A 21,190-nucleotide genomic window follows, 5' to 3' on the forward strand; every position below is an offset into this window, starting at 1 on the left:
GAAACAGGGCAAGAACCTGCTCGACGTGGTTACCCAGCTCTTCGACGGCCGAGGAGCCTGGATCCCCATTCCAGCCTGACCACCAAACCAGTCACCCCCGGCCTTCGTCACTCCGGCGCCGCACCGGTCGGCAGTGGCGCGTCCGAAGACGCGCAGGCGGAGGCATCGGGCATGGGATCGGCCGGCGGCCTCGAAGGCGCCGCCTCCACCGGACAGGGCCGGGCGGCTCGGCGCCGGCAGCTGGCGCGTTGGAAGAAGAACCGGCGTCGGGCCCTGGCCGCAACGGCCGTTGCCCTCGTCGGTGGCGGCCTGACCGTTGCCGCGCTGCCGAACGGCAGGCCTTCCACCAGCCACACCCACGCGGCTCCGCCGCCGGAGCCGGTGACCGCCGCCACGCCCGGGACTGCGACCACCGGCTCGCCGTCGGAGCAACCGGACACCCCGGTCACGCGGCATCCCGGCAGTCGCCCGCCCGCGACGACCGGCCGCCGGCAGAACACCACCGCCGCCATACCCCCCGCCGCGACGACGGGCCGGCCGCCGGAAACCGCCGCTGCGGTCCGGCCCTCCGCGTCGCTGAGCGCCGGGCCGCGCACCGCACCCGCGTCGGCCGAGGGGACACACGTCGGCGACGCCGAGGCCCCGGCCACGGCCCCGGAGACGACCGCGCCGGCCGCTGCCGAACACCCCGGCGCAGGTTCATCGATCGTGAACATCCTGCCGACAGCGCCGGTGGAGGCGCCGACGTCACCGACGCAGGTGTGCCTGATCGGTGTGTGCATCGGCTGATTCGCCATCCGTGGGGCAGGCAGGCGCCCTCAGCTGCCGCGATCGCGACGACCTTGCCACCGGGGACGAGCGTGGTGTGGTCCGACGTCGGTTCGGAGCCGCCCAGCGTCTCGGACGCAGCGCACCTGGCCGTGCGCCTCTCGGCCGGATGTGACCCAGGACACTTCACCGAACCGATCACTCTGCTCTTCTCCGTCGGTCCTCCAAGCAACAACGCCGTGGCACCCCGGCGCCACGGCGAACGAAGCGACACTCCGGGATCACTCGGCACCGACGTATGGGACTGCGGACATGACGGAAACCGTGAAGGGCCCGGCCGGCTACTTCCCTTCGATCGAGAAGAAGTACGGCCGCCCGGTCGCGGAGTGGAAGGACCTCATCCGCTCCTCGCCGCTGACCAGGCACATGGAACTCGTCTCCTGGCTCAAAACCGAGCACGGACTCGGCCACGGCCACGCCAACGCCCTTGTCGCGCACACCCTCGCGGAGGGCAAGGGCAAGTGAGCGTCGCTCGCGGCGCCGGGCGGTAAAGGCACACCGGAACGCCCGCGCCGGCCGCCGAGAAGTGGTTTTCGCGGCCCACCGGGCATATGCCATGCTGCCCTCCTCTGGGGAGGGGATCATGAACACATTGACGAGGAGTCGCCGCACACGGCGCCACCGTGCCACCGGCAGAGCCATCGGGACGGCCCTCGCGGGGGCCGTCGCGTGCCTCGCGCTGCCCGCATCCGGTGCGGAGGCCGCGACCACCTGCGCCGCCGGCGTCTGGAAGGCGTCGTACTACGCGAACACCACATTCGCCGGCACTCCGAAACTGACCGCGTGCGACTCCGCGATCAGCGAGAGCTACGGCACCGGGGACCCCGCGGGCGTCACGCTGCCGCGCGACAACTTCGGGGTCCGCTGGACGACGACCCGCGACTTCGGTTCCGGCGGGCCCTTCACCTTCAGCGTGGCCGTCCAGGACGCCGTCCGCGTCTACCTCGACGGCACCCGCAAGATCGATCTGTGGTCCAACGTCTCGTCGACCCGCAGCAAGACGGTCTACGTCACCGTTCCCAAGGGCACCCACACCATCCGCGTCGACTTCGCCGCCTTCACCGGCAGCGCGAACGTCAAGTTCAGCTACGCGCCCAGGACCTCGGCCACCGTCGACAAGACCGCCCCGCTCGCTCCGACCGGCGCGAAGGTCGCGTACGACAAGGCCACCAGCAAGGCCACGTTCACCTGGTCGAGGAACAAGGAGATGGATCTCGCCGGGTACAAGGTGTACCTGCGCAGGCCGGGCACCAGCACCCAGGTGGTGCGGACGACCGCCACTTCCTACACGACGACGCTGCCCGCCACGGGTGCGGTCCACCGCTTCGGCGTCGACGCCGTGGACATCGCGGGGAACACCTCGTCCTCCGGCATCGATCTGCCCGTCACGACCGTCGACCGGACGGCTCCGCAGGCGCCCACGGGCCTGACGGCGGCCGACAGCCAGTGGGACGTGACCCTGGGCTGGAAGGCGAGCGAGGCGGGCTCCGCCTTCAAGGTGTACCGGGCCGACTCGGCCACCGGGCCGTACTCCCTCGCCGGTACGACGAAGGCGACGACGCTGGCCCTCACCGACGTCCCCTACAGCACGGCGCGCTACTACAAGGTGACCGCCACCGACGCGGCGGGCAACACATCGGCGGCGTCCACCGTGCTGTCCTACACCCGGCCCACGGCCGTTCCCGGGCTCTACCACGCCGAGAACAACGAGGCGGACACCGGTATCCGCCTGCTCTGGGAGGCGCGTCTGAACGCCGGGACGACGGGATTCCGCGTCTACCGTTCCGAGCCCGGCTCGGCCGACCCCTCCTGGCACGCCGTCACGTGCGAGGACTTCGGGGAGGGCGGCTCCACCCCGTACGTGCAGGTCCACTACTGCACCGACCGCACGGCGGTCGCCAGGACCGCGTACCAGTACGCGGTGACGTCGGTCGACGCCCAGGGCCGGGAGTCGGAGCGGTCCGCTCCTTATGCGATCACGCGCGTGGACCGGACGCCCCCGCCCGCCGTCACCGGGGTGACGGCCAAGGCCACGCCCTACGGCGTGGTGCTGGACTGGGATCCCAGCACGGCCCCCGACATCGCGAAGTTCGTCATCCGCAGGGAGCCGGTGGAGAAGCTTCCCTGCTGGTGCAATCTGGCCGAGGTCGACGCCGGCACCACGCACTACGTGGACAGGGAGCTGCCGGACGGCGAGACCCTGACCTACTCCGTGGATGCCGTGGACACCTCGGGGAACTCCCTCTACACGCTGTACCTGAACCCGGAGGCCATGACGTTCGCCGAGGTGACGGAGCTGGACCTGACCCCCTCCGTCGACACCCCGGCGGGCGCTCCGCTCGACCTCACCGCCACGGCCGCTGATTCGGGCCAGGCGGTGGAGCTGGGCTGGGACGCGGTCGGGGAGGCGACCGGATACCGCGTCCACCGCTGGAACGGCGACGCCGGGACGTACGAGCCGCTGACGGCGGAGCCGGTCACCGGTCTCTCCTACACGGACACCACGGCCGCCACCGGTACGACCCACTTCTACTGGGTGACCGCCGTCCTCGCCGACGGGACCGAGTCGGCGCCGGGCGACGCCTGGGCGATCCTGCAGCCCGGAAGCTGACGACGCCACCGGCCACCGGGCCGGGCGAAGAGGCCGGACCGTTTCGACGGTCCGGCCTTCGTCGTCACCGTGGACGGCCGGTGGACGACCCCCGCCGCGGCAGGTGACCGCGGCCGTTACGGAACTGTCCCCTTCCCGCGTGCAACTACTGCGTCCCCTCCGCCGTCTACCAGGCGGAACTCGCACCACACTCGCCGCAGGCGCACGGACATGAGGAGTCGACAGCAGTGGGGGACACACGCAGACGAGGGGTCGTCGCACTCGGGATCGCCGCGCTGATGGCGCCGCTCACTCTCGTCATGGGGAGCACGACCGCGCAGGCGGCGACCTCGTGCACGACGCAGACGGGGCCGTACCAGAAGCAGGTCGAGCGGTTCCTCGGGCTCCCGGTGGACGGGAAGCAGTCGGCCACGGACTGCAAGGCGATCCAGGCATTCCAGACGAAGCACTCGATCACCCCGAACGCCGGGCTGGCGGGGCCGATCACCTGGGGCGTCATGGATCTGATGACCAAGCAGAAGGCCGTCGGGTCGAACCCGAACAAGTCCGGCAAGTGCCCGACGAACAAGGGCCGTATCGCCTGCGTCGACCTCACCCTCCAGCTGAGCTGGATCCAGGACGGCACGAAGCTGGTGTACGGACCGGTCCCGGTGCGGACCGGACGTGACGGGCACGAGACCCGCACCGGGCTGAAGAAGATCTACTGGCGGCACATCGACCACGTGTCCAGCCTGTACAACGTGCCGATGCCGTACAGCCAGTTCTTCGACGGCGGCCAGGCCTTCCACTCGGTGGGCATCAGTGTGTGGGCACCGCCCGGGTCGCACGGGTGCGTGAACATGACCAAGGGCGCCGCCTCCACGTACTGGAACCTGCTGCGCAACGGCGACGACGTCTTCGTCTACGGCCGCAAGCCGGGCACCTGAGACACCGGACGCGTCGCCCGCCTCACACCGTGATGACCACCTTGCCGCGTGCGTTGCCCCCCTGGAGATACCGGATCGCCTCGGGGGCCTCGCTCAGCGGGTACGTCGCGTCGACGACCGGCGCGACCTTGCCGGCCTCGATGAGTTCCCGCAGGGTCTGAAGGTCCTCGTGGCGCTCCACCGAGACCAGCCCGCGCAGCTTGTGGCGCACGAACGGTGACAGCATCACCGCCCGCAGGACGCGATCCGTGCCGCCGAACCACCGTCCGCCGCCCTCGCCTCCGACGATGACCAGGGTTCCCCTCGGGGCGAGGGCACGCCGGAGCCGGGACAGCGGGCGGTTGCCTGCGGTGTCGACGACGAGGTCGTAGTGGCGCGTCCCGTCGGTGACGTCCTCCCGGGTGTAGTCGATGACGTCGTCCGCGCCGATCGAGCGGACCAGGTCCGTCTTCGTCGTACTGCAGACGCCGGTGACCTCCGCTCCGAACGCCTTGGCCAGCTGCACCGCGAAGGTGCCCACCCCGCCCGCGGCGCCGATGATCAGGACCTTCTGCCCCGGCTGCACCCGTCCCACGTCGCGCAGGGCCTGGAGCGCGGTGAGCGCGGACATCGGAACGGCCGCCGCCTGTTCGAGGGTGAGGTTCGCGGGCTTCGGTACGAACCTGTCCTCCGGGGCGCTCGCGTACTCGGCGAAGGAGCCCTCGCAGATGCCGAACACCTCGTCGCCGGGCCGGAACCGGGTGACCCCGGCGCCGACGGCCTCGACACGTCCGGCGACCTCCCTGCCCCGGACGCGGACCTTGGGAGCGCGCAACCCGTAGCCCATGAGGCGGAGGAGATACGGCAGGCCGGTCATGAGGTGCCAGACGCCCGCGTCGACGGCGGCTGCGTGCACCCGTACGAGCACGTCGCCCTCGCCGGCCGACGGCTTGTCGATGTCCCTGAGCTCCAGCACGTCGGACGAGCCGTAAGTGTCGTGCACGATGGCCTTCATGGTGCCTCTCCTTCGCTGCGTCCGCTTCCTTCGGCTTCTTCGGCCCCTTGGGCCTCTTCGGTCCCCTCGGCCCCTTGGCGTCCTTCGCCGTCCGGGTACTGGAACACCTCCTCGAGCGGGACTCTGAACACGTGGGCGATCTGGAAGGCCATCTCGAGCGAGGGCGAGTAGCGGCCCTTCTCGATGGCGATGACGGTCTGGCGGGTCACGCCGATCCGGTCCGCCAGCTCCGCCTGGGTCATCTCTCCGTGCGTGAAGCGGAGCGACCGGATCGTGTTCGTGACGCGGGTCGGCTTCACCACGGCTGGAAGCCCCACCTGTAGGCGGAGATCTTCGCCACCGAACCGAGGACAGCCGACAGGACGAAGGCCAGATAGATCGCGTTGGCGATCCAGAAGTGGTCCAGCTCGGCCATCGACATGGCGAGGGCCGCCACTCCCCCGATGACGACGAACGACTGGCCCGTGTACTCGCCGAACCGGGTGATCTCCCTGTCGCGCTGGTCCTTCCTGTGGGTGTCCTTGGGCGAGGCGATCGCGACCACGACCTCGACCGCGATCGCCGCCGCGACCGCGGCGCCGACGGTCCACAGCAGCGTCGGTACGTACGACACCTCGGCGAGCGGGGTGTGCTCAGCCCGGCCGAGAACGATGGCGAGGTAGGCCGTGTACGCCACGACCGCGACCACCCCCATGATCCATGCGCGTTTCTCTTCGAAGGTCACGTCAACTCTCCCCCTGTAAAACAAACTTGACACCGAGAAGGTAAAGCTATGCGCACATGAAGTCAAGAATTCTGTACATTGCCGAGCCATGACCGAGGTCCTGCTCCTGGCTGCCCGGGCGGCTGCTTCGAACGCGACCCCGTCGCCGAACCGCAGACGGACGTGACCGCCGGGGACGAGACGCTTGAGCTCGTCCCGGGGTGCCCTGGGCGACGAGCCCGCCCTGGCTGAGGACCGCGATCCGGTCTGCGAGCCGGTCGGCCTCCTCGGGGTACTGCATGGCGAGGAAGACCGTGACGCCGCCATCCACCAGGTCGCGGAGATCTCCTACATGTTGCGGCGGCTGCACAGGTCGAGCCCGGTGGCGGGCTCGTCGAGGAAGATCACGCTCGGGGCGCCGACCAGGATCATCGCGATGTCGAGCCGGCGGCGCATACCGCCTGGGGTTCGGCGGCCGGAACGCGCCCGGCGCCGCTCAGCCGGCCGCTGTCTGCGGTGATCACCGTGCTTCAGGGACCACGAGGCCCTGAAACCGGGCCACCGGCTCGCGCTCCGCACCGGCCGGAGCGGGCCGGCGGGCGGCACCTTCTTCGCGTACCGAAACCGATGGTTCCGTGACATCCGTCACTTCGATTTCCGGAACTAAGACGACCGAATAGTAGCGATCACCCCAGCCGACATAGTGAGATTTGTCCGTCTTGACGTAGACATATCTCGCACGGGATCCGAGGGTGTTCGATGCCCCCTGCAACGCCGCTCGTTCCTTTTGCAAACAGGGACTTCTGACGGAGCGACAGATGGTTCCGGAGTTCCGCAAGCCGGTCCAGCACGCCTGTGCGCTCTTTTCAAGGGCCGTAGGTCACTACGAAGCCGGATAGTACGAGCGCTCGTTGCCCTGCGCTCCGCGTGCTTCTAACAATGGCGGCCCGCAAGGCGTCCCCGCAGCTCAGGTGCAGTGTCTGGACAGAGCTGGCCGCACCGGGGACGCTCCGCGATCACCAAGTGAGGTCATGCATGAGGAAGCACCGCAGGAAGACGCACTACCGGAAGATAGCCATCGCGGCCGTCGCCCTGGGCGCGGTGGGTGTGCCCTCCGTCGCCATGGCCTGTGTGGATTCGCAGGAGAACCAGGACGGGAAGTCCTGGGGACAGTGGCAGAACGCGGCCGCCGATCAGCGGTGGTCGCACGACGGCGGGGACTGGAAGCAGAAGCACGGCGGCTGGGACTGGAGGCAGAAGCAGAGCGGGGCGGAGCAGTCCGCGCCGGCCTCGAAGACCCCCACCGCGCCCCCGAGCACCTCGAAGCCCACCGCTCCGAGCACCGCCAAGCCGGCCCCGGCCGCCTCCACCACCCCCGCCGCGCCCGCGTCCGGCGCCGTGGCCCGCGTCGTGCAGCTCGTCAACAGCGAGCGCAGCAAGGCCGGATGCTCGCCGGTGACCGTCAACGCGACGCTGACGAAGGCCGCTCAGGCCCACAGCGCGGACATGGCGGCCCACAAGAACATGTCCCACACGGGGTCCGACGGATCGAACCCGGGCGACCGGATCACGCGTGCCGGTTACAACTGGAGCACCTACGGCGAGAACGTCGCGTACGGCTACTCCACCCCCGAGAGCGTCATGCAGGCCTGGATGACCAGCCCCGGCCACAAGCGCAACATCCTCAACTGTGAGTTCAAGGAGATCGGCGTCGGCCTCGCGCAGCCGAACGACTACTGGACGCAGGACTTCGGCACGGCCCGATAACGGTCCCGTCAACGGACCCGTTCTGCACCTGCCGAAAGCCCCGACCGGGATCCCGGTCGGGGCTTTCGTCATTCTCCCGGTCGGCCGGCCCCGGACGGCCGGGCCCGGTCGCCCCGGTTCAGCCTGCCGCCGCCGACTGCGTCTCCGGTACATCCACGAGAGTGGCCGGCAAGGCCACGTACGCCGTGACTCCGGCGGTGCTCCCGCCCGGCCCTCCCGTGGGGCGCAGATCGACCTGGGCGCCGAGCTGGGCCGCGAGAGTGCCGACGACGTAGTGGCCGAGGTAGCGGGTCGGGGCGACCAGGAAGGACTCCAGGCCCGCGAGCCGGGCGTTGGAGCGGGCCAGTTCCTCGGCGGTCATGCCGGAACCGCGATCGACGACTGCGAGGCAGTACTCACCGCCGTCGCGCCAGCCATAGATCTCGACCGGGCGCGAGGGAGGCGAGAAGACCAGCGCGTTCTCTATGAGCTCGGCGAGCAGATGGGAGAGCTCGGCGACGACCCGGCCGCGGATCCGACCCGCCTGTACGTCGACCACGACGACGCGCTGGTATTCCTCGACCTCGGCGATCGCCGACTGCACCACCTCGGCCGCCGTCACCAGTCCCGCCCAGGTGCGCGGGGGCAGCTCCTCCCCCGCGAGCACGAGCAGCGACTCGGCATTGCGACGCATCCGGGTGGCCAGGTGATCGAGTTGGAAGAGCTCGCCGAGTGCGTCCGGATCGACCTCCTGACTCTCCAGCGCGGTGATCAGGCCGAGTTGGCGCGACAGCAGTGCCTGATTGCGGCGGCCGAGGCTGGCGAGCGATTCGGAGCTGTTGCGGCGCAGCACAGCCTGCTCGGTCGCGAGGGCGATGGCCGTGTGCTCGACGTTGTGCAGGGCGGTGGCGAGCCGGACGAGCTCCAGGGCGCTGCCGGGCACCTGGCGGGGCGGCACAGAGACGAGTTCTTCGCCCGCCTCGGCCTCCTGGATACGGGCGACAGCTGCGGGCAGCCCAGTGCGGGCGACCGCGTCGGCCTCTTCGGCGATCTCGACCAGGGGCCGGGTGATCGAGCGGGCGGACAGCACGACGAGTGCGGCGGCGACCGTGAGGATCAGGACCCCAAGTCCGATGAAGCCGCCCAGCTCGCTGGTGGCCTCGTCGCCAATCCGGTCCGCGCGCGTTCGGACGTCGGCACCGATCTCCCGCTGGACGCCGTGGAGCCGGTCGACGAGTGAGGTCATCGATGACCACCAGCGGCCGGGGTCCACCGTGAGGCGGCTGCCGTCGGCTCCGCCTTCGGCCTGCTTCTCGTAGCCGAGTGCGCGTCGGGCGTCGCCGGTGGCGAAGGCGGCGTCGAGCGCGGACTGCTGGTCGGGGGTGGCGAGTTCGGCGAAGTGACGCAGGAAGGCCAGCCGATCCGCCCGTACCTCGGTGAAGTCGAGGAACTCGGTCCCCTTGAAGCGTCCCGCCGCGAAGACCCCGTTGAGGAAGCCACGCTCGAGTGCCACCGCCTCCGTGGCCCTGGCGAGAGTCTGCAGGGCCCCCATCGCCTCGGCGAGAGCGCCGTCGCCGCCGGCCGGTTCCACCGCCACGGCGCCGATCAGTCCGTCGATCGCCTTGGTGTACGCGGCCAGCGTCGCGGCGCGCTCGGCAGTGCCGCTGTCGACCTGGCTGCGCACGGAAACCAGCTCCGAGACCGGGTCGAGCGCGCTTAGTAAGGTCTCGGCGGTGTCCCCGCCCGCGCCATCCGACTCGAGCAGGGAGCCGAACGCGGTGCGGACGGTGTCGGTGCGTGTGCGCTGGGCGTCGACGTCCTCGCGGTACTTCCTGGCACCGCCCAGCAGCCCATTGGTGAGGCCGCGCTCGCGCTGCAGCTCTCGCACCAGGCCCTGGGCCCCGAGCGCGAGCTCGACCCGATCGGCGCTCTCACGTGCCACGGACCAGTCGGCTGCCCGGTCGGCGACACCGAGGCCGGTCACGACCAGCAGGAGACAGGTGGGTACGGCGAGCACGACGGCCATACGGCCGCGGATCGTACTCCAGCCGGGCAGGGTGAACAGTCGCGGCAGAACGCGCCGCCGGGTGCGCTTCATCACGTCCGACGACGATAGGAACCCGCATGCCCGGCGCGGTTTCCCGGCGGTTAGAGGCTGGTTGCTCCCGATTCACAGGAACCCGTTCCGCGCCGAGCACCGCACGCCACTTTCCCGTAACGCAGCGCTGGGCATGTCGCCGGCTGCCGGTGCGGCCGAGTCATGTCACACGTGCAAGGCGGGTTCCCCCACAGATTGTGCCGGGAACCCGGGCACTGCCGGAAGCCTGGCCGACCGCGCGCGCGGCGATCTCGCCCCACTGTGCCGCGAGGTGACGCCACCGGTCTGCGGCGGAACGGGCCTCCCCGGGCAGCGTCGCCCACCATCCAGCCGCGGCCCGTGCCGCCTGGGCCACGGCACCTACGCCATGCAGCAGTAGGGCCGGACCCGGTACGTCTCCGGACCCGGCCTGATGGAGCAGTGGCGGACCGCCGAGAATCGCCGTCACCTCCTGGGCACCGCCCGGACTGGACGGGCCGTCGGCGATGACGAGTTGGCTCATCGTCGCTGCGACTTGGTCGTTGAACACACCTCCGGTTCCGGGCTCGAATACGCCGTTGCCCGGGGGCGATTGTCGCTCTACGGTTGACGCCGTGACTGCCGGGTCGGCCTTGGGCCAAGAGCGAGTGGGGTACCCGGCCCTGGCGTGAGCGCGGGGCGGGCGAGAGGCCCGCCTTCTTCTTTCTTCTCCGTTGCCGTTCGGCGTTTTCGTTCGACCCCCGAGAAGAAAGCAGCGCATGCCCCACGACTTCAATCAGCAGATCATCGACGAGTTCCGTGCCAACGGCGGACGTGTCGGCGGCCCCTTCGAGGGCGGCCGGCTGCTCCTGATCACCACCACCGGGGCGCGATCCGGCGCCCGCCACACCACGCCCGTGGGCTATCTGCCCGACGGCGGCGAGCGCGTCCTGGTCATCGCATCGGCCGGTGGCGCGCCGAGGCATCCCGACTGGTTCCACAACCTGGTCGCCCACCCACGCGTCACCGTCGAGGCCGGAGTCTTCACGTACGAGGCCGAGGCCGTCGTCCTGGAAGGCGCCGAGCGCGATCGCGCCTTCGCCCGAGCGGTCGAGGCCGATCCCGGGTGGGCCGACTACCAGGCGAGGACGGAGCGGACGATCCCCGTGGTCGCCCTCCAGGAGATCCCCGGTCCGCCGAACATCGCCGCGGCGTCGTTCGGGGCGGCCGTCAAGGCCGTGCACGACGGGTTCCGGCGCGAGCTGGCGCTGATCCGCGAGGAAATCGCCGCGTGGCAGTCGGCGTCGCAGTCGGACTCCGAGCGGGGATCCGGCGTCGGCATCGGGGCCCAGCTCCGCGTGAACTGCCTGACCGTCTGCGCCGGAGTGCACAACCACCACACCGGCGAGGACGCCGGGATGTTCCCGCTCCTCGCGCAGCGCCGTCCGGAGCTCGCCCCGGTCCTGGACCGGCTGCGGGACGAGCACGTGCGGATCGCCGAGCTCGTCGAGGACCTGCGGAAGGTCGTGACGGCCGAAGGGACCGACGCGGCACAGGTCCGCGCCGAGGTGGAGCGGCTCACGGACGAGCTGGAGAGCCACCTCCGCTATGAGGAGGAGCAGCTGATCCCGGTGCTCGACCCGCAGGCGCCCTGAGTTTCAGCCGCCGTCGGGAGCGCCGGGTCCGGCCTCCCGGCGGCGGTCCTCGTCCGGGCGCAGGACCAGGGCCAGCAGCCCGGGGAAGCGCGCGTCGAACTCCTCGCGGCGCAGGCGGTTGACGCGCTTGGGTCCCACATCGCGCTGTTCGACCAGGCCGGCCGCGCGCAGGACCGAGAAGTGGTGGCTGAGGGCGGCCTTGCCGACCGGTACGTCGAAGCTGCCGCAGGCGCGCGTCCAGTCGGCGGAGCCCGCGAGCTCGCGCACGAGCTGGATGCGCACGGGGTCGGCGAGCGCGGAGAGGGCGACCAGGACGGGGACCTCGTCGGGGTGCGTGTGCACAGGAGCGGCGCGGTGCCCGCCGCTCGCCGCCGTCCCGTCGGTCATGGCCTGTCCTCCCCGTTCCCTTGCCGAGTGTTCGATGAGGATCATACACTCCGAGTGTTCGACTCCCATTGAACACCTGGCCAACTTGGACTTGGACACCTTGGAAGGGTGTGTGCTCCTGTGCGTGCGGTCGAGATCCATGAGTACGGCGGTCCCGAGGTGCTGAAGGTCGTACGGACCGCCGCACCCGATCCGGGACCCGGTCAGGTCACCGTCGACGTGGCCTACGCGGGCGTGAACTTCGCGGACCTCAAGGCGCGGGCCGAGGGCTACCGGGTGGCCGCCCTGCCCTACGTACCCGGCCTGGAGGTCTCGGGCCGGATCCGCGCCGTCGGCGCCGGCGTGACGGACCTGCGCCCGGGGCAGGAGGTCGCCGCGCTCACCGCCGCGGGCGGGTACGCCGAGGTCGTGGCCGTATCGGCCGCCACCGTGTTCGCGCTGCCCGAAGGGGTGGACCCGCGCACCGGCGCGACGCTCCCCACCGTGCTGCCGACCGCGCACGCCCTGCTGCACGAGGTGGGAAGGCTGCGCGCCGGCGAGACCGTGCTGGTCCACGGCGCGGCGGGCGGCGTCGGCACGGTGGCCGGACAGCTGGCGCGGGCGGCGGGCGCGAAGGCCGTGTACGGCGTGGTGTCGTCGGCCGCGAAGGCCGGGCACGCCCTGGAGCACGGCTACGACGAGGTGTTCGTCGGCGACTCGTTCCCGGAGGAGGTCCGCCGCGCCACCGGTGGCCGCGGCGTCGATCTGCTGCTCGACCCGGTGGGCGGTGACACCCTCCGCCGCGGTCTCGACGCACTCGCCGTCTTCGGGCGCATCGTGTCGTACGGCAACGCGAGCGGGGCCGAGCCCTGGCAGGTGGGCCCCGCCGAGCTCTACGGATCCGGCCGTGCGGTCGCGGGCTTCTCCATCCTCTCGCTCGCGCAGACGGCCCCCGAGGCGCTGCGTGCGCTGGCCGAACGCGCCTTCCGTACCGCCACGGACGGAGTCGTGGCGCTGCCGGTCACCGCGGAGTTCCCGCTGGAGGACGCGGCCGGGGCGCACGCGCTGATGGGCGGGCGGACCTCGACGGGCAAGCTGCTGCTGAAGGTGGCCCCATGAGCGCGACGAATCCCCTGAAGATCACCGTGATCGGTACCGGCGGTGTCGGCGGCTACTTCGGCGGCCGTCTCGCGCTCGCCGGCCACGACGTCGCCTTCGTCGCCCGCGGCCCCCACCTCGAAGCTCTCCGGCGCGACGGGCTCACCGTGGAGAGCGTGGCGGGCGACTTCACCGTGTCACCGGCCCGGGCGACGGACGACACCGCGGAGATCGGCGAGGTGGACTACGTACTTCTGTGCGTGAAGACGTGGCAACTGCCGTCCGCCGTCGACGCACTGCCTCCGCTCCTGGGCACCGGCACCGCCGTCGTGACGCTCCAGAACGGGGTCGAGGCGCCCGCCGAGGTCGCCGAGGCCATCGGCCGGGACGCGGTCCTGCCGGGCACGGCGAAGATCATCGCCCAGCTCGACGGTCCCGGACGGGTACGCCATGCCGGCGGACCGGGTTTGCTGTCCTTCGCGGAGTGGGACAACCGGCCGACGGACCGGGTCGCGCGGCTTCGGGCCGCACTCGACGCGACGGACGGGGTGACGGCCGTGGTGTCCGATGACATCTGGGCCGAGCTCTGGGCCAAGTTCCTGTTCGTGGTGCCGCCCGGCGGGCTCGGCGCCGTGACGGACGTGCCGTTCGGGGTCCTGCGCACCCGGCCGGGGACGCGGCAGCTGCTCGTGGCGGCGATGACCGAGATCCGGCAGGTGGCGCTGGCGACGGACGTCAAACTGCCGGACGATGCCGTGGCGACGGCGATGGCGTTCCTCGACCAGCAGCCCGCCACCGGCACGACGTCGCTGCACCGCGACCTCGTGGCCGGCCTCCCCTCCGAGCTGGAGGCCCTGACCGGCGCGGTGGTGCGCATCGGTGGGCGGACGGGGACGCCTACGCCGGTCAACAGCGTCCTGTACGAGGTGCTGCGCCTGCGGGAGGAGGCGTCGCAGGGCACCTGACGCGAGCATCGCGAAGGCCGCATCGCGAAGGCCGCAAAAAATCTCGCGTGCCATGTCGAGAAACCGTCGTCCGCTCCGACGTCCCCTGTGAGAGTTGCCCACAAGGGGCGGCACCCCACCCGAGGGAGCGGAACCATGAAGTATCTGGTGATGGTCCAGGGCTCGCAGGCCGACTACGACGCGATGAGCGGCAAGGCCTCCGAGCACAGCCCGGCCTGGAGCGAGAAGGACCTGCAGGCGATGTTCTCCTTCATGGAGGCCGTCAACAACGATCTCGCCGAGACCGGTGAGCTCGTGGACGGGCAGGGCCTGGTCGAGCCCGCGCAGACCCGCTTCGTGAGCGCGGGCGAGGACGGCCGGCCGGTCATCTCGGACGGCCCGTACGGCGAGACGAAGGAGCTGCTCTGCGGGTACTGGGTGCTGGACTGCGAGAGCCTCGACCGGGTCACCGAGATCGCGGCCCGTATCGCCCAGTGCCCGATGCCCGAGGGCGCGCCCGACTACCCGGTGGTCATCCGTCCGATCCAGGACGCCGGGGGCGACCTCTGCCGGTGAAGCGCCCGATCGAGGTCGAGGTCGAGGACCTGCTGCGTCTGCACGCGCCGCAGGTCCTCGGCGCGCTCGTACGCCGGTACGGCCACTTCGGCCCGGCCGAGGACGCCGTACAGGAGGCGCTGCTCGCCGCCGCGCAGCAGTGGCCCGACGCAGGCGTGCCGGACAATCCGCGCGGCTGGCTGATCAAGGTGGCCTCCCGCCGCCTCACCGACCAGCTGCGCAGCGACGAGGCGCGGCGCCGCCGCGAGGAGACGGCCGCACAGCTCGCGCCCCGGGACGCGTTCGTCGCCCCGCCGCCCGGTGAGGGCAGGGCGCCGTCCGAGGACGACACCCTCTCGCTGCTGTTCCTCTGCTGCCATCCCGAACTGACGCCCCCCGCGCAGATCGCGCTCACGCTGCGGGCCGTCGGCGGTCTGACGACCGCGGAGATCGCCCGCGCGCTGCTGCTGCCCGAGGCGACGACGGCCCAGCGGATCAGCCGGGCCAAGGCGAGGATCAAGGACGTGCCCTTCCGCCCGCCGGGCCCCGAGGACCGCGACCGGCGGCTGGCGGCGGTGCTCCAGGTCCTCTACCTGATCTTCAACGAGGGCTACACGGCCACCTCCGGCGCCGCCCTGCACCGCGCCGACCTGGCCCACGAGGCGATCCGGCTGACCCGTGCCGTGCGCAGGCTGCTTCCCCAGGAGGGCGCGGTCACCGGGCTGCTCGCCCTCATGCTCCTCACCGAGGCGCGGAGCGCGGCCCGCACCGGCCCGCACGGCGAGCTGATCCCCCTCGACGAGCAGGACCGCACGCTGTGGAACCGCGACGCGATCGCCGAGGGCACGGCCCTGGTGGAGGAGGCCCTCTCCGAAGGGCCCGCGGGCGCCTACCAGTTGCAGGCGGCGATCGCCGCGCTCCACGACGAGGCGGCGCGGGCCGAGGACACCGACTGGCCGCAGATCCTCGCCCTGTACGACGTGCTCGTTAGCCGGGCACCCTCGCCGATGGCCGAGCTGGGGCGGGCGGTGGCCGTGGCCATGGTGGAGGGGCCGGAGGCGGGGCTGACCGAAGTGGCGAAGCTGGAGGACCGGTTGGCGGGGCACCACCGGCTCGATGCCGTACGGGCCCATCTGCTGGAGCGGGCCGGGGACCGGGAGGGGGCGCGGGCGGCGTACCAGCGGGCGGCCCAGCGCACGCTCAGCATCCCGGAGAGCCGCTATCTCCGGCTGCGGGCGGCCCGGCTGAGCTGAGTCCGGACCGAGTCCGGTGCGGACTCTGGTCTTTCATCTGACCCGCCAGTACCTTACCGCGGAGTAAGTTCCTGTCTCCCTCCTGCCCCACGCCCCTGCCCCACACCCTCAGGAGCGCACCGTGAAGACAGCACTGACCCCTGCCCTCACCGCCCTCGCCGCAGCACTCGCCCTCACCGCGACGTCCGCGCCCCCGGCGGCCGCGGCCACGTCCCCCGACGGCCTCCGCGAGGTGCTGTTCGTCGGCAACAACTGGGAAGGCACCGCCGACGTACTCGAGTCGTCCGGAGCCCTCGCGAAGGTCGGCCGGATCAATGTCGTCCCCGACAAGGACGAACGGCTGCTGGAGATCCACCTCAACCCCGTGAAGCTCGCCTACTTCCTCGGGATACGGATGACGGTGGGCGAGGGCCACGACCAGTTCGTGGACGACATGTACTCGACGCCCGACGGGGCGGCCGTCGTCGTCTCCCGGCCCAGCTTCGCCGACGTCGTCTCGATCGACGTCGCGACCAACAAGGTCAACTGGCGCTTCCCCGTGTCCGGCTTCCGCTCCGACCACATGGCCGTGTCCCCGGACGGCAAGCGCGTCGCCGTGTCCGCGTCCACGTCCAACACCGTCCATGTCCTCGACATCGCCACCGGCCGCGAGACCGGCTCGTTCACGACCGGCGACAAGCCGCACGAGAACGTCTTCACGGCCGACGGCAGGTACATCTGGAACATGGCCATCGGCGAGGTCAACACCGCACTCGACGATCCGTTCTTCGACTGGACCAAGGGCGACCGGAAGATCACGGTCGTGGATGCGCAGACCTACGAGACGGTGAAGGTCATCGACATGCGGCAGCGGCTGGACGCGTTCGGCCGCAAGGACCTGTCCGACGCGGTCCGGCCGGTGGCGTTCACTCCCGACGAGTCGAAGCTCTACTTCCAGGTCTCCTTCTTCAACGGCTTCCTCGAGTACGACGTCGCCACCGACAGGATCACCCGCCAGAAGACCCTCCCGAAGAACCCGGCCACCAGTGAGGACCGTACGACCTGGGTCAACGACTCGCGCCACCACGGCATGTCGATCAGCCCGAAGGGCGACAAGCTCTGCATCGCCGGGACGATGGACGACTACGCGACGGTCGTCGACCGGGCGAGCCTCCAGGAGGGGCCGCTCGTCGCGGCGTCGAAGCCGTACTGGGCGACCGTGAGCGGGGACGGGAAGTCCTGCGTCATCTCCGAGAGCGGCGCCGACGCGGTCACGGCGATCGACTTCGCGACCGGCCGGAAGGTGGCGAGCGTGCCGGTGGGCGACCATCCGCAGCGGGTACGGCTCGGCCATGTGGCGGCGGACTGGACGGGTCCTTCCACCACGGGGGAATAGCCATGGCGTGAACACGGACCCTTACCGCCTGGACGGGAAGGCGGTACTCCTCACCGGCGCCACCCGGGGCATGGGGCACGCACTCGCCCTCGCCCTCGCCGCGGCCGGCGCGACCACACTGCTGCACGGGCGGGACGCCGCACGGCTCGCCGCCGCCGCCGACGAGGTGAGGGGCGCCGCTCCCGGCAGCGCTGTCCGTACCTATCGGGCCGATCTCGCGGACCTGGACCAGGTCCGCGAGCCGGCCCGGCGGGTGCGGGAAGCCGAGCCGGGGCTCGATGTGCTCGTCAACAACGCGGGACTCGGCGGCGGCCCCCACACCTCACGGCGCGAGGTGAGCCGCCAGGGCCACGAACTGCGGCTGGCCGTGAACCTCCTCGCGCCGTACGTCCTGACCCGCGAGCTCGTCACCCTGCCGGCCGCGTCCGCGCCGGCCCGTGTCGTCAACGTCGCGTCGCAGGGGCAGGCGCCCGTCGACTTCGACGACGTCATGCTGGAGCACGGCTACGAGGGCATCCACGCCTACTGCCGCAGCAAGCTCGCGCTGATCATGTCCACGATGAGCCTCGCGGAGGAGCTCGCGGGAAGCGGGATCACCGTCAACGCCCTCCACCCGGCCGCCCTGATGGACACCCGGATGGTGCACGACATCGGCCGTGCCCCGCAGGCCACGCTCGACGACGGCGTACGGCCGACGATGCGGCTGATCGGGGACCCTGCGCTGGAGCGGGTGACGGGCAGATACTTCGACCGATTCACCGAGGCCCGGGCCGACGAGCAGGCGTACGACGCGACGGCGCGGGCCTCACGCACGCCTGACGGGCACCCGGCAGGCGCTGACGAGACCCGGACGGGACGTGCGTGGCGACGGCGCCGGAGTCATCATCGGGACATGAGCCCCTCGATTCATCTCGCCCAGCAGCCCGAAGCCGACGAACTCCTCGGCCGCAGCCCGCTCGCCGCCCTGATCGGCATGCTGCTCGACCAGCAGGTCCCCATGGAGTGGGCCTTCTCCGGCCCGTACACGATCGCCCAGCGCCTCGGCAGCGACGACCTGGACGCGCACGAGATCGCCGCCCGCGACCCGGAGGCCTTCGCCGCGCTGCTCTCCGAGAAGCCGGCGGTGCACCGCTATCCGGGATCCATGGCGAAGCGGATCCAGCAGCTGTGCCAGTACCTCGTGGACGAGTACGACGGTGACGCGACGGCCCTGTGGCGGGACGCGAAGACGGGCAAGGAGCTGCTCGCCCGGCTGAACGCGCTGCCCGGGTTCGGCAAGCAGAAGTCGCAGATCTTCCTGGCCCTGCTGGGCAAGCAGTTCGGCGTCACGCCGGAGGGCTGGCGCGAGGCGGCGGGGGCCTACGGCGAGGAGGGCTCCTACCGTTCGGCGGCGGACATCACGGGCCCCGAGTCGCTGGCCAAGGTCCGCTCGCACAAGCAGGAGATGAAGCGGGCGGCAAAGACGGCCAAATGACCTACGTCTACGCCCTAAGACGTACAACATGCTGTCAATGCGGCTAAATATCACGTGAGTTGCGGCACACCTGTTCACAGAACCCTCAGAGATCGCTAACTTCCCCTCAACCTCGTTCGCACCGGGAAGGACCTCTGTGAACGCAACCCATCGCAGAGCCGCGGCCACCCTGGCCGCAGCCGCACTCGCGACCCCGCTCCTGCTGGCATCAGCCTCTCCCGCAACCGCCCACGACCCTGCCGAGGCAGCGGCGCAGGAAGCGGCCAAGCTCTCCAAGCGGCTGGTACGCGAGTCGTCCGCCGAGGACGCCTACAAGCACCTGAAGAAGTTCCAGCAGATAGCCGACAGCGCGGGAGGCAACCGCGCCGCCGGCACGCTGGGCCACGACGCGTCCGCCGCGTACGTGTACCAGCTGCTGAAGAAGGCCGGGTACAACGTCTCGTACCAGGACTTCGAGTTCATCTACACCGAGACCAAGGCCGAGAAGCTGTCCGTGGTCTCGCCCGCACCGCGCGATGTCGCGATATCGGCGATGACGTACACCAAGTCGACGCCCGTGGGCGGCGTGAAGGCGGATCTGGTCGCCGCGCCCGTCGACGCCGACGGCACCAACGGCTGCGAGCCCGGTGACTTCGCCGCCGGCGCCTTCACCGGCAAGATCGCCCTGATCAAGCGCGGCGGCTGCACCTTCGCCCTCAAGCAGCAGAACGCGGCGGCCGCGGGCGCGATCGGCGCGGTGGTCTACAACAACACCGAGGGCGTGCTCTCCGGCACGCTCGGCGCCCCGGAGGCCGGGAAGATCCCGACCGGTGGCATCACGCTCGCCGAGGGCGAGAAGCTCGCCGCGGACCTCGCGCAGGGGCCGGTGAGCATCAACTTCGAGATCCGCCAGCTCCAGGAGAAGCGCACCACCCGCAACGTCATCGCGGAGACCAAGCACGGCAACGCCGCCAACACGGTGATGCTGGGTTCCCACCTCGACTCCGTGGTGGCGGGCCCCGGCATCAACGACAACGGCTCCGGCTCCGCCGGTCTGCTCGAAGTCGCCCTGGAGCTCGCCGAGTCCCACAAGCGGCCCGCCAACAAGGTGCGCTTCGCCTGGTGGGGCGCGGAGGAGAACGGTCTGCTCGGCTCGAAACACTACGTCGCGAACCTCAGCGAGCTGGGCAAGAAGGAGATCAAGCTCTACCTCAACTTCGACATGATCGCGTCGCCGAACTACGGCCTGTTCGTGTACGACGGCGACAACTCGGACGGCGTCGGCTCGCCGGCGGGCCCGGCGGGCTCCGCGCAGCTCGAGCGCGACATCAACGAGTTCATGGACAAGCTGGGCAAGCCGCACGAGGGCACGGACTTCACCGGCCGCTCCGACTACGGCCCGTTCATCGAGGTGGGCATCCCGTCCGGCGGCACCTTCACCGGCGCGGAGGGCATCAAGACCGCTGCGCAGGCCGCGAAGTTCGGCGGCACGGCCGGGGTCGCGTACGACGCGTGCTACCACGCCAAGTGCGACGACATCAAGAACATCGACATGACGGCGTTCGACGTCAACATCGACGTCATCGCCAACGCGGTCGGCACCTACACCCAGGACCTGAGCTCGCTCCGCAAGCCGGTCGTCACCGTCCCCACGGACGGCGACGCGGGCAGCGGGGGCGGCCTCCACGACGGCCACGACCACGAGGTCACGGAGTAACGGGGCTCCGCCCCGGACCCGGTACCGCCTCCGGACGGGCCGTGAAGCGCACCGGTACCGCCCGGTGGGGCGGGTGTCCGTCCTCGATCGCCGGACGGGCTCACGACGAGCCCGTCCGGCACCACGCCCCCGACCCGTCCCCCTATGCCCTGCGGGCGTGGGGACCTTCACCTCGAACGCCGGTAGGACCTCTTCCGAGGCCCCACCGGCGTTTCCCGTACCCCGGGCACCGGCGCACCCCTCGCGCCCACCGGGGACAGCTCGGCGGTACCGGGCCCACAGCAGGGGGCCCGGTCACCCGCCGGCCCCGAGATGGCGTAACCGGCCGCGATAGCTCCGGCCTCGGCGGGAAGCGCCCCGTCCGGGCGGGGGCGGCGGGCGTCGGGGCGGCCGGGAACGGCTCGGGCTCGCTCATGACAGGGCCCCTATTCCGGGTTTGCGCGGTTTTGGCCAGCATCGCACCGGCGCCGCCTGGCTGCGCCGACGGCCGCTTGCCCGGTAGGCTTTCCGTGTGATCTTCAAGCGCATCGGCAACGGGCGGCCGTATCCCGACCACGGCCGGGAAAGCACCCGGCAGTGGGCGGATGTCGCGCCGCGCCCGGTCCGCCTCGATCAGCTCGTGACCACCAAGGGTCAGCTGGATCTCGAGACCCTGCTCGCCGAGGACTCCACGTTCTACGGCGACCTCTTCGCCCACGTCGTGAAGTGGCAGGGCGATCTGTACCTCGAGGACGGACTGCACCGCGCCGTGCGCGCGGCGCTCCAGCAGCGCCAGGTGCTGCACGCCCGCGTGCTGGAGCTGGACTGACCGCCGGTCGCCCCGCCGAGCCGACCTGACGCCCACCGACCTGACGCAGGCCGATCCGACCTGACGGCCGGCCGATCTCCCCGGGTCTGCCTCCGCAGCGTT

At 71.0% G+C, this 21,190-nt stretch carries 19 protein-coding genes and 2 pseudogenes; 15 read left to right on the top strand and 6 right to left on the bottom strand.

Features of this window, described 5'->3' with window-relative positions:
• The first annotated feature begins 171 nt into the window (after positions 1-171).
• The 4 genes from ACFV9O_RS00005 to ACFV9O_RS00020 all read left to right on the top strand — a co-directional run bounded on the left by ACFV9O_RS00005 (position 172) and on the right by ACFV9O_RS00020 (position 4,365).
• On the top strand, positions 172-789 hold the full coding sequence (locus ACFV9O_RS00005) for a hypothetical protein (protein WP_385410491.1): 618 nt from the start codon (positions 172-174) through the stop codon (positions 787-789).
• A 291-nt stretch (positions 790-1,080) separates the two neighbouring features.
• Positions 1,081-1,293 carry a DUF4287 domain-containing protein gene (locus ACFV9O_RS00010; protein ID WP_385410493.1) on the top strand — a complete coding sequence of 71 codons (213 nt, stop codon included), beginning with the start codon at positions 1,081-1,083 and terminating at the stop codon, positions 1,291-1,293.
• 118 nt (positions 1,294-1,411) lie between these two features.
• Positions 1,412-3,439, top strand: a complete 2,028-nt coding sequence (locus tag ACFV9O_RS00015; RefSeq protein WP_385410495.1) for a fibronectin type III domain-containing protein — start codon at positions 1,412-1,414, stop codon at positions 3,437-3,439.
• Positions 3,440-3,666: 227 nt separating this feature from the next.
• Positions 3,667-4,365, top strand: coding sequence for a L,D-transpeptidase (locus ACFV9O_RS00020; protein WP_385410497.1), 699 nt, complete (start codon positions 3,667-3,669; stop codon positions 4,363-4,365).
• 22 nt (positions 4,366-4,387) lie between these two features.
• Here ACFV9O_RS00020 and ACFV9O_RS00025 read toward each other — a convergent pair whose 3' ends face one another.
• The 4 genes and pseudogenes from ACFV9O_RS00025 to ACFV9O_RS00040 all read right to left on the bottom strand — a co-directional run.
• Entirely contained in the window at positions 4,388-5,359 is a 972-nt protein-coding gene (locus tag ACFV9O_RS00025) for an NAD(P)-dependent alcohol dehydrogenase (RefSeq protein WP_385410499.1), read from the bottom strand.
• Positions 5,356-5,661: a helix-turn-helix transcriptional regulator gene (locus tag ACFV9O_RS00030; RefSeq protein WP_385410501.1), complete on the bottom strand. Its 306-nt coding sequence runs from the start codon at positions 5,659-5,661 to the stop codon at positions 5,356-5,358. Before ACFV9O_RS00030 ends, ACFV9O_RS00025 begins: the two co-directional genes overlap by 4 nt.
• Positions 5,655-6,083 (bottom strand): hypothetical protein, encoded by a 429-nt coding sequence (locus ACFV9O_RS00035; RefSeq protein WP_385411081.1) that lies wholly within the window; start codon positions 6,081-6,083, stop codon positions 5,655-5,657. The genes ACFV9O_RS00030 and ACFV9O_RS00035 overlap by 7 nt, the downstream gene beginning before the upstream one ends.
• Positions 6,084-6,188: 105 nt before the next feature.
• Positions 6,189-6,524, bottom strand: a pseudogene (locus ACFV9O_RS00040) (ABC transporter); the annotation flags it as partial.
• Positions 6,525-7,097: 573 nt separating this feature from the next.
• Between ACFV9O_RS00040 and ACFV9O_RS00045 the strand changes: the two are divergent.
• Positions 7,098-7,829, top strand: a complete 732-nt coding sequence (locus ACFV9O_RS00045) for a CAP domain-containing protein (RefSeq protein ID WP_385410502.1) — start codon at positions 7,098-7,100, stop codon at positions 7,827-7,829.
• Between the two features lie 118 nt (positions 7,830-7,947).
• Here the strand turns inward: ACFV9O_RS00045 and ACFV9O_RS00050 are convergent, their stop codons facing one another.
• Positions 7,948-9,906: a nitrate- and nitrite sensing domain-containing protein gene (locus ACFV9O_RS00050; RefSeq protein WP_385411083.1), complete on the bottom strand. Its 1,959-nt coding sequence runs from the start codon at positions 9,904-9,906 to the stop codon at positions 7,948-7,950.
• Between the two features lie 737 nt (positions 9,907-10,643).
• On the opposite strand from ACFV9O_RS00050, the gene ACFV9O_RS00055 reads away from it, so the two are divergent.
• Positions 10,644-11,519, top strand: a complete 876-nt coding sequence (locus ACFV9O_RS00055; RefSeq protein WP_385410504.1) for a nitroreductase/quinone reductase family protein — start codon at positions 10,644-10,646, stop codon at positions 11,517-11,519.
• Positions 11,520-11,522: 3 nt separating this feature from the next.
• Here ACFV9O_RS00055 and ACFV9O_RS00060 read toward each other — a convergent pair whose 3' ends face one another.
• Positions 11,523-11,906 carry an ArsR/SmtB family transcription factor gene (locus ACFV9O_RS00060; protein ID WP_385410506.1) on the bottom strand — a complete coding sequence of 128 codons (384 nt, stop codon included), beginning with the start codon at positions 11,904-11,906 and terminating at the stop codon, positions 11,523-11,525.
• A 120-nt stretch (positions 11,907-12,026) separates the two neighbouring features.
• Between ACFV9O_RS00060 and ACFV9O_RS00065 the strand changes: the two genes are divergently transcribed.
• The 9 genes and pseudogenes from ACFV9O_RS00065 (at position 12,027) to ACFV9O_RS00105 (ending at position 21,088) form a co-directional block, all read left to right on the top strand.
• Positions 12,027-13,004, top strand: a complete 978-nt coding sequence (locus tag ACFV9O_RS00065) for a zinc-binding alcohol dehydrogenase family protein (protein ID WP_385411084.1) — start codon at positions 12,027-12,029, stop codon at positions 13,002-13,004.
• The gene (locus ACFV9O_RS00070; RefSeq protein ID WP_385410507.1) at positions 13,001-13,948 is read left to right on the top strand and encodes a 2-dehydropantoate 2-reductase; all 948 of its coding nucleotides are present in this window, start codon (positions 13,001-13,003) and stop codon (positions 13,946-13,948) included. Before ACFV9O_RS00065 ends, ACFV9O_RS00070 begins: the two co-directional genes overlap by 4 nt.
• 135 nt (positions 13,949-14,083) lie before the next feature.
• Positions 14,084-14,503, top strand: coding sequence for a YciI family protein (locus ACFV9O_RS00075; RefSeq protein ID WP_385410508.1), 420 nt, complete (start codon positions 14,084-14,086; stop codon positions 14,501-14,503).
• Positions 14,500-15,735 (top strand): RNA polymerase sigma factor, encoded by a 1,236-nt coding sequence (locus ACFV9O_RS00080; protein WP_385410509.1) that lies wholly within the window; start codon positions 14,500-14,502, stop codon positions 15,733-15,735. The genes ACFV9O_RS00075 and ACFV9O_RS00080 overlap by 4 nt, the downstream gene beginning before the upstream one ends.
• Positions 15,736-15,856: 121 nt before the next feature.
• Positions 15,857-17,110, top strand: coding sequence for a YncE family protein (locus ACFV9O_RS00085; protein WP_385410510.1), 1,254 nt, complete (start codon positions 15,857-15,859; stop codon positions 17,108-17,110).
• Positions 17,067-17,771: pseudogene (locus ACFV9O_RS00090) on the top strand (SDR family NAD(P)-dependent oxidoreductase); the annotation flags it as partial. The gene ACFV9O_RS00085 and the pseudogene ACFV9O_RS00090, both read left to right, overlap by 44 nt.
• Before the next feature lie 231 nt (positions 17,772-18,002).
• Positions 18,003-18,584, top strand: coding sequence for an HhH-GPD-type base excision DNA repair protein (locus ACFV9O_RS00095; RefSeq protein ID WP_385411086.1), 582 nt, complete (start codon positions 18,003-18,005; stop codon positions 18,582-18,584).
• A gap of 136 nt (positions 18,585-18,720) precedes the next feature.
• Positions 18,721-20,280: a M28 family metallopeptidase gene (locus tag ACFV9O_RS00100; RefSeq protein WP_385410512.1), complete on the top strand. Its 1,560-nt coding sequence runs from the start codon at positions 18,721-18,723 to the stop codon at positions 20,278-20,280.
• 511 nt (positions 20,281-20,791) lie between these two features.
• A complete protein-coding gene (locus ACFV9O_RS00105; RefSeq protein WP_003999914.1) occupies positions 20,792-21,088 on the top strand; it encodes a type II toxin-antitoxin system VapB family antitoxin in 297 nt (98 codons plus the stop codon).
• The last annotated feature ends 102 nt before the right edge of the window (positions 21,089-21,190 follow it).

The organism is Streptomyces sp. NPDC059909, from assembly GCF_042730885.1.
Lineage (GTDB): Bacteria > Actinomycetota > Actinomycetes > Streptomycetales > Streptomycetaceae > Streptomyces.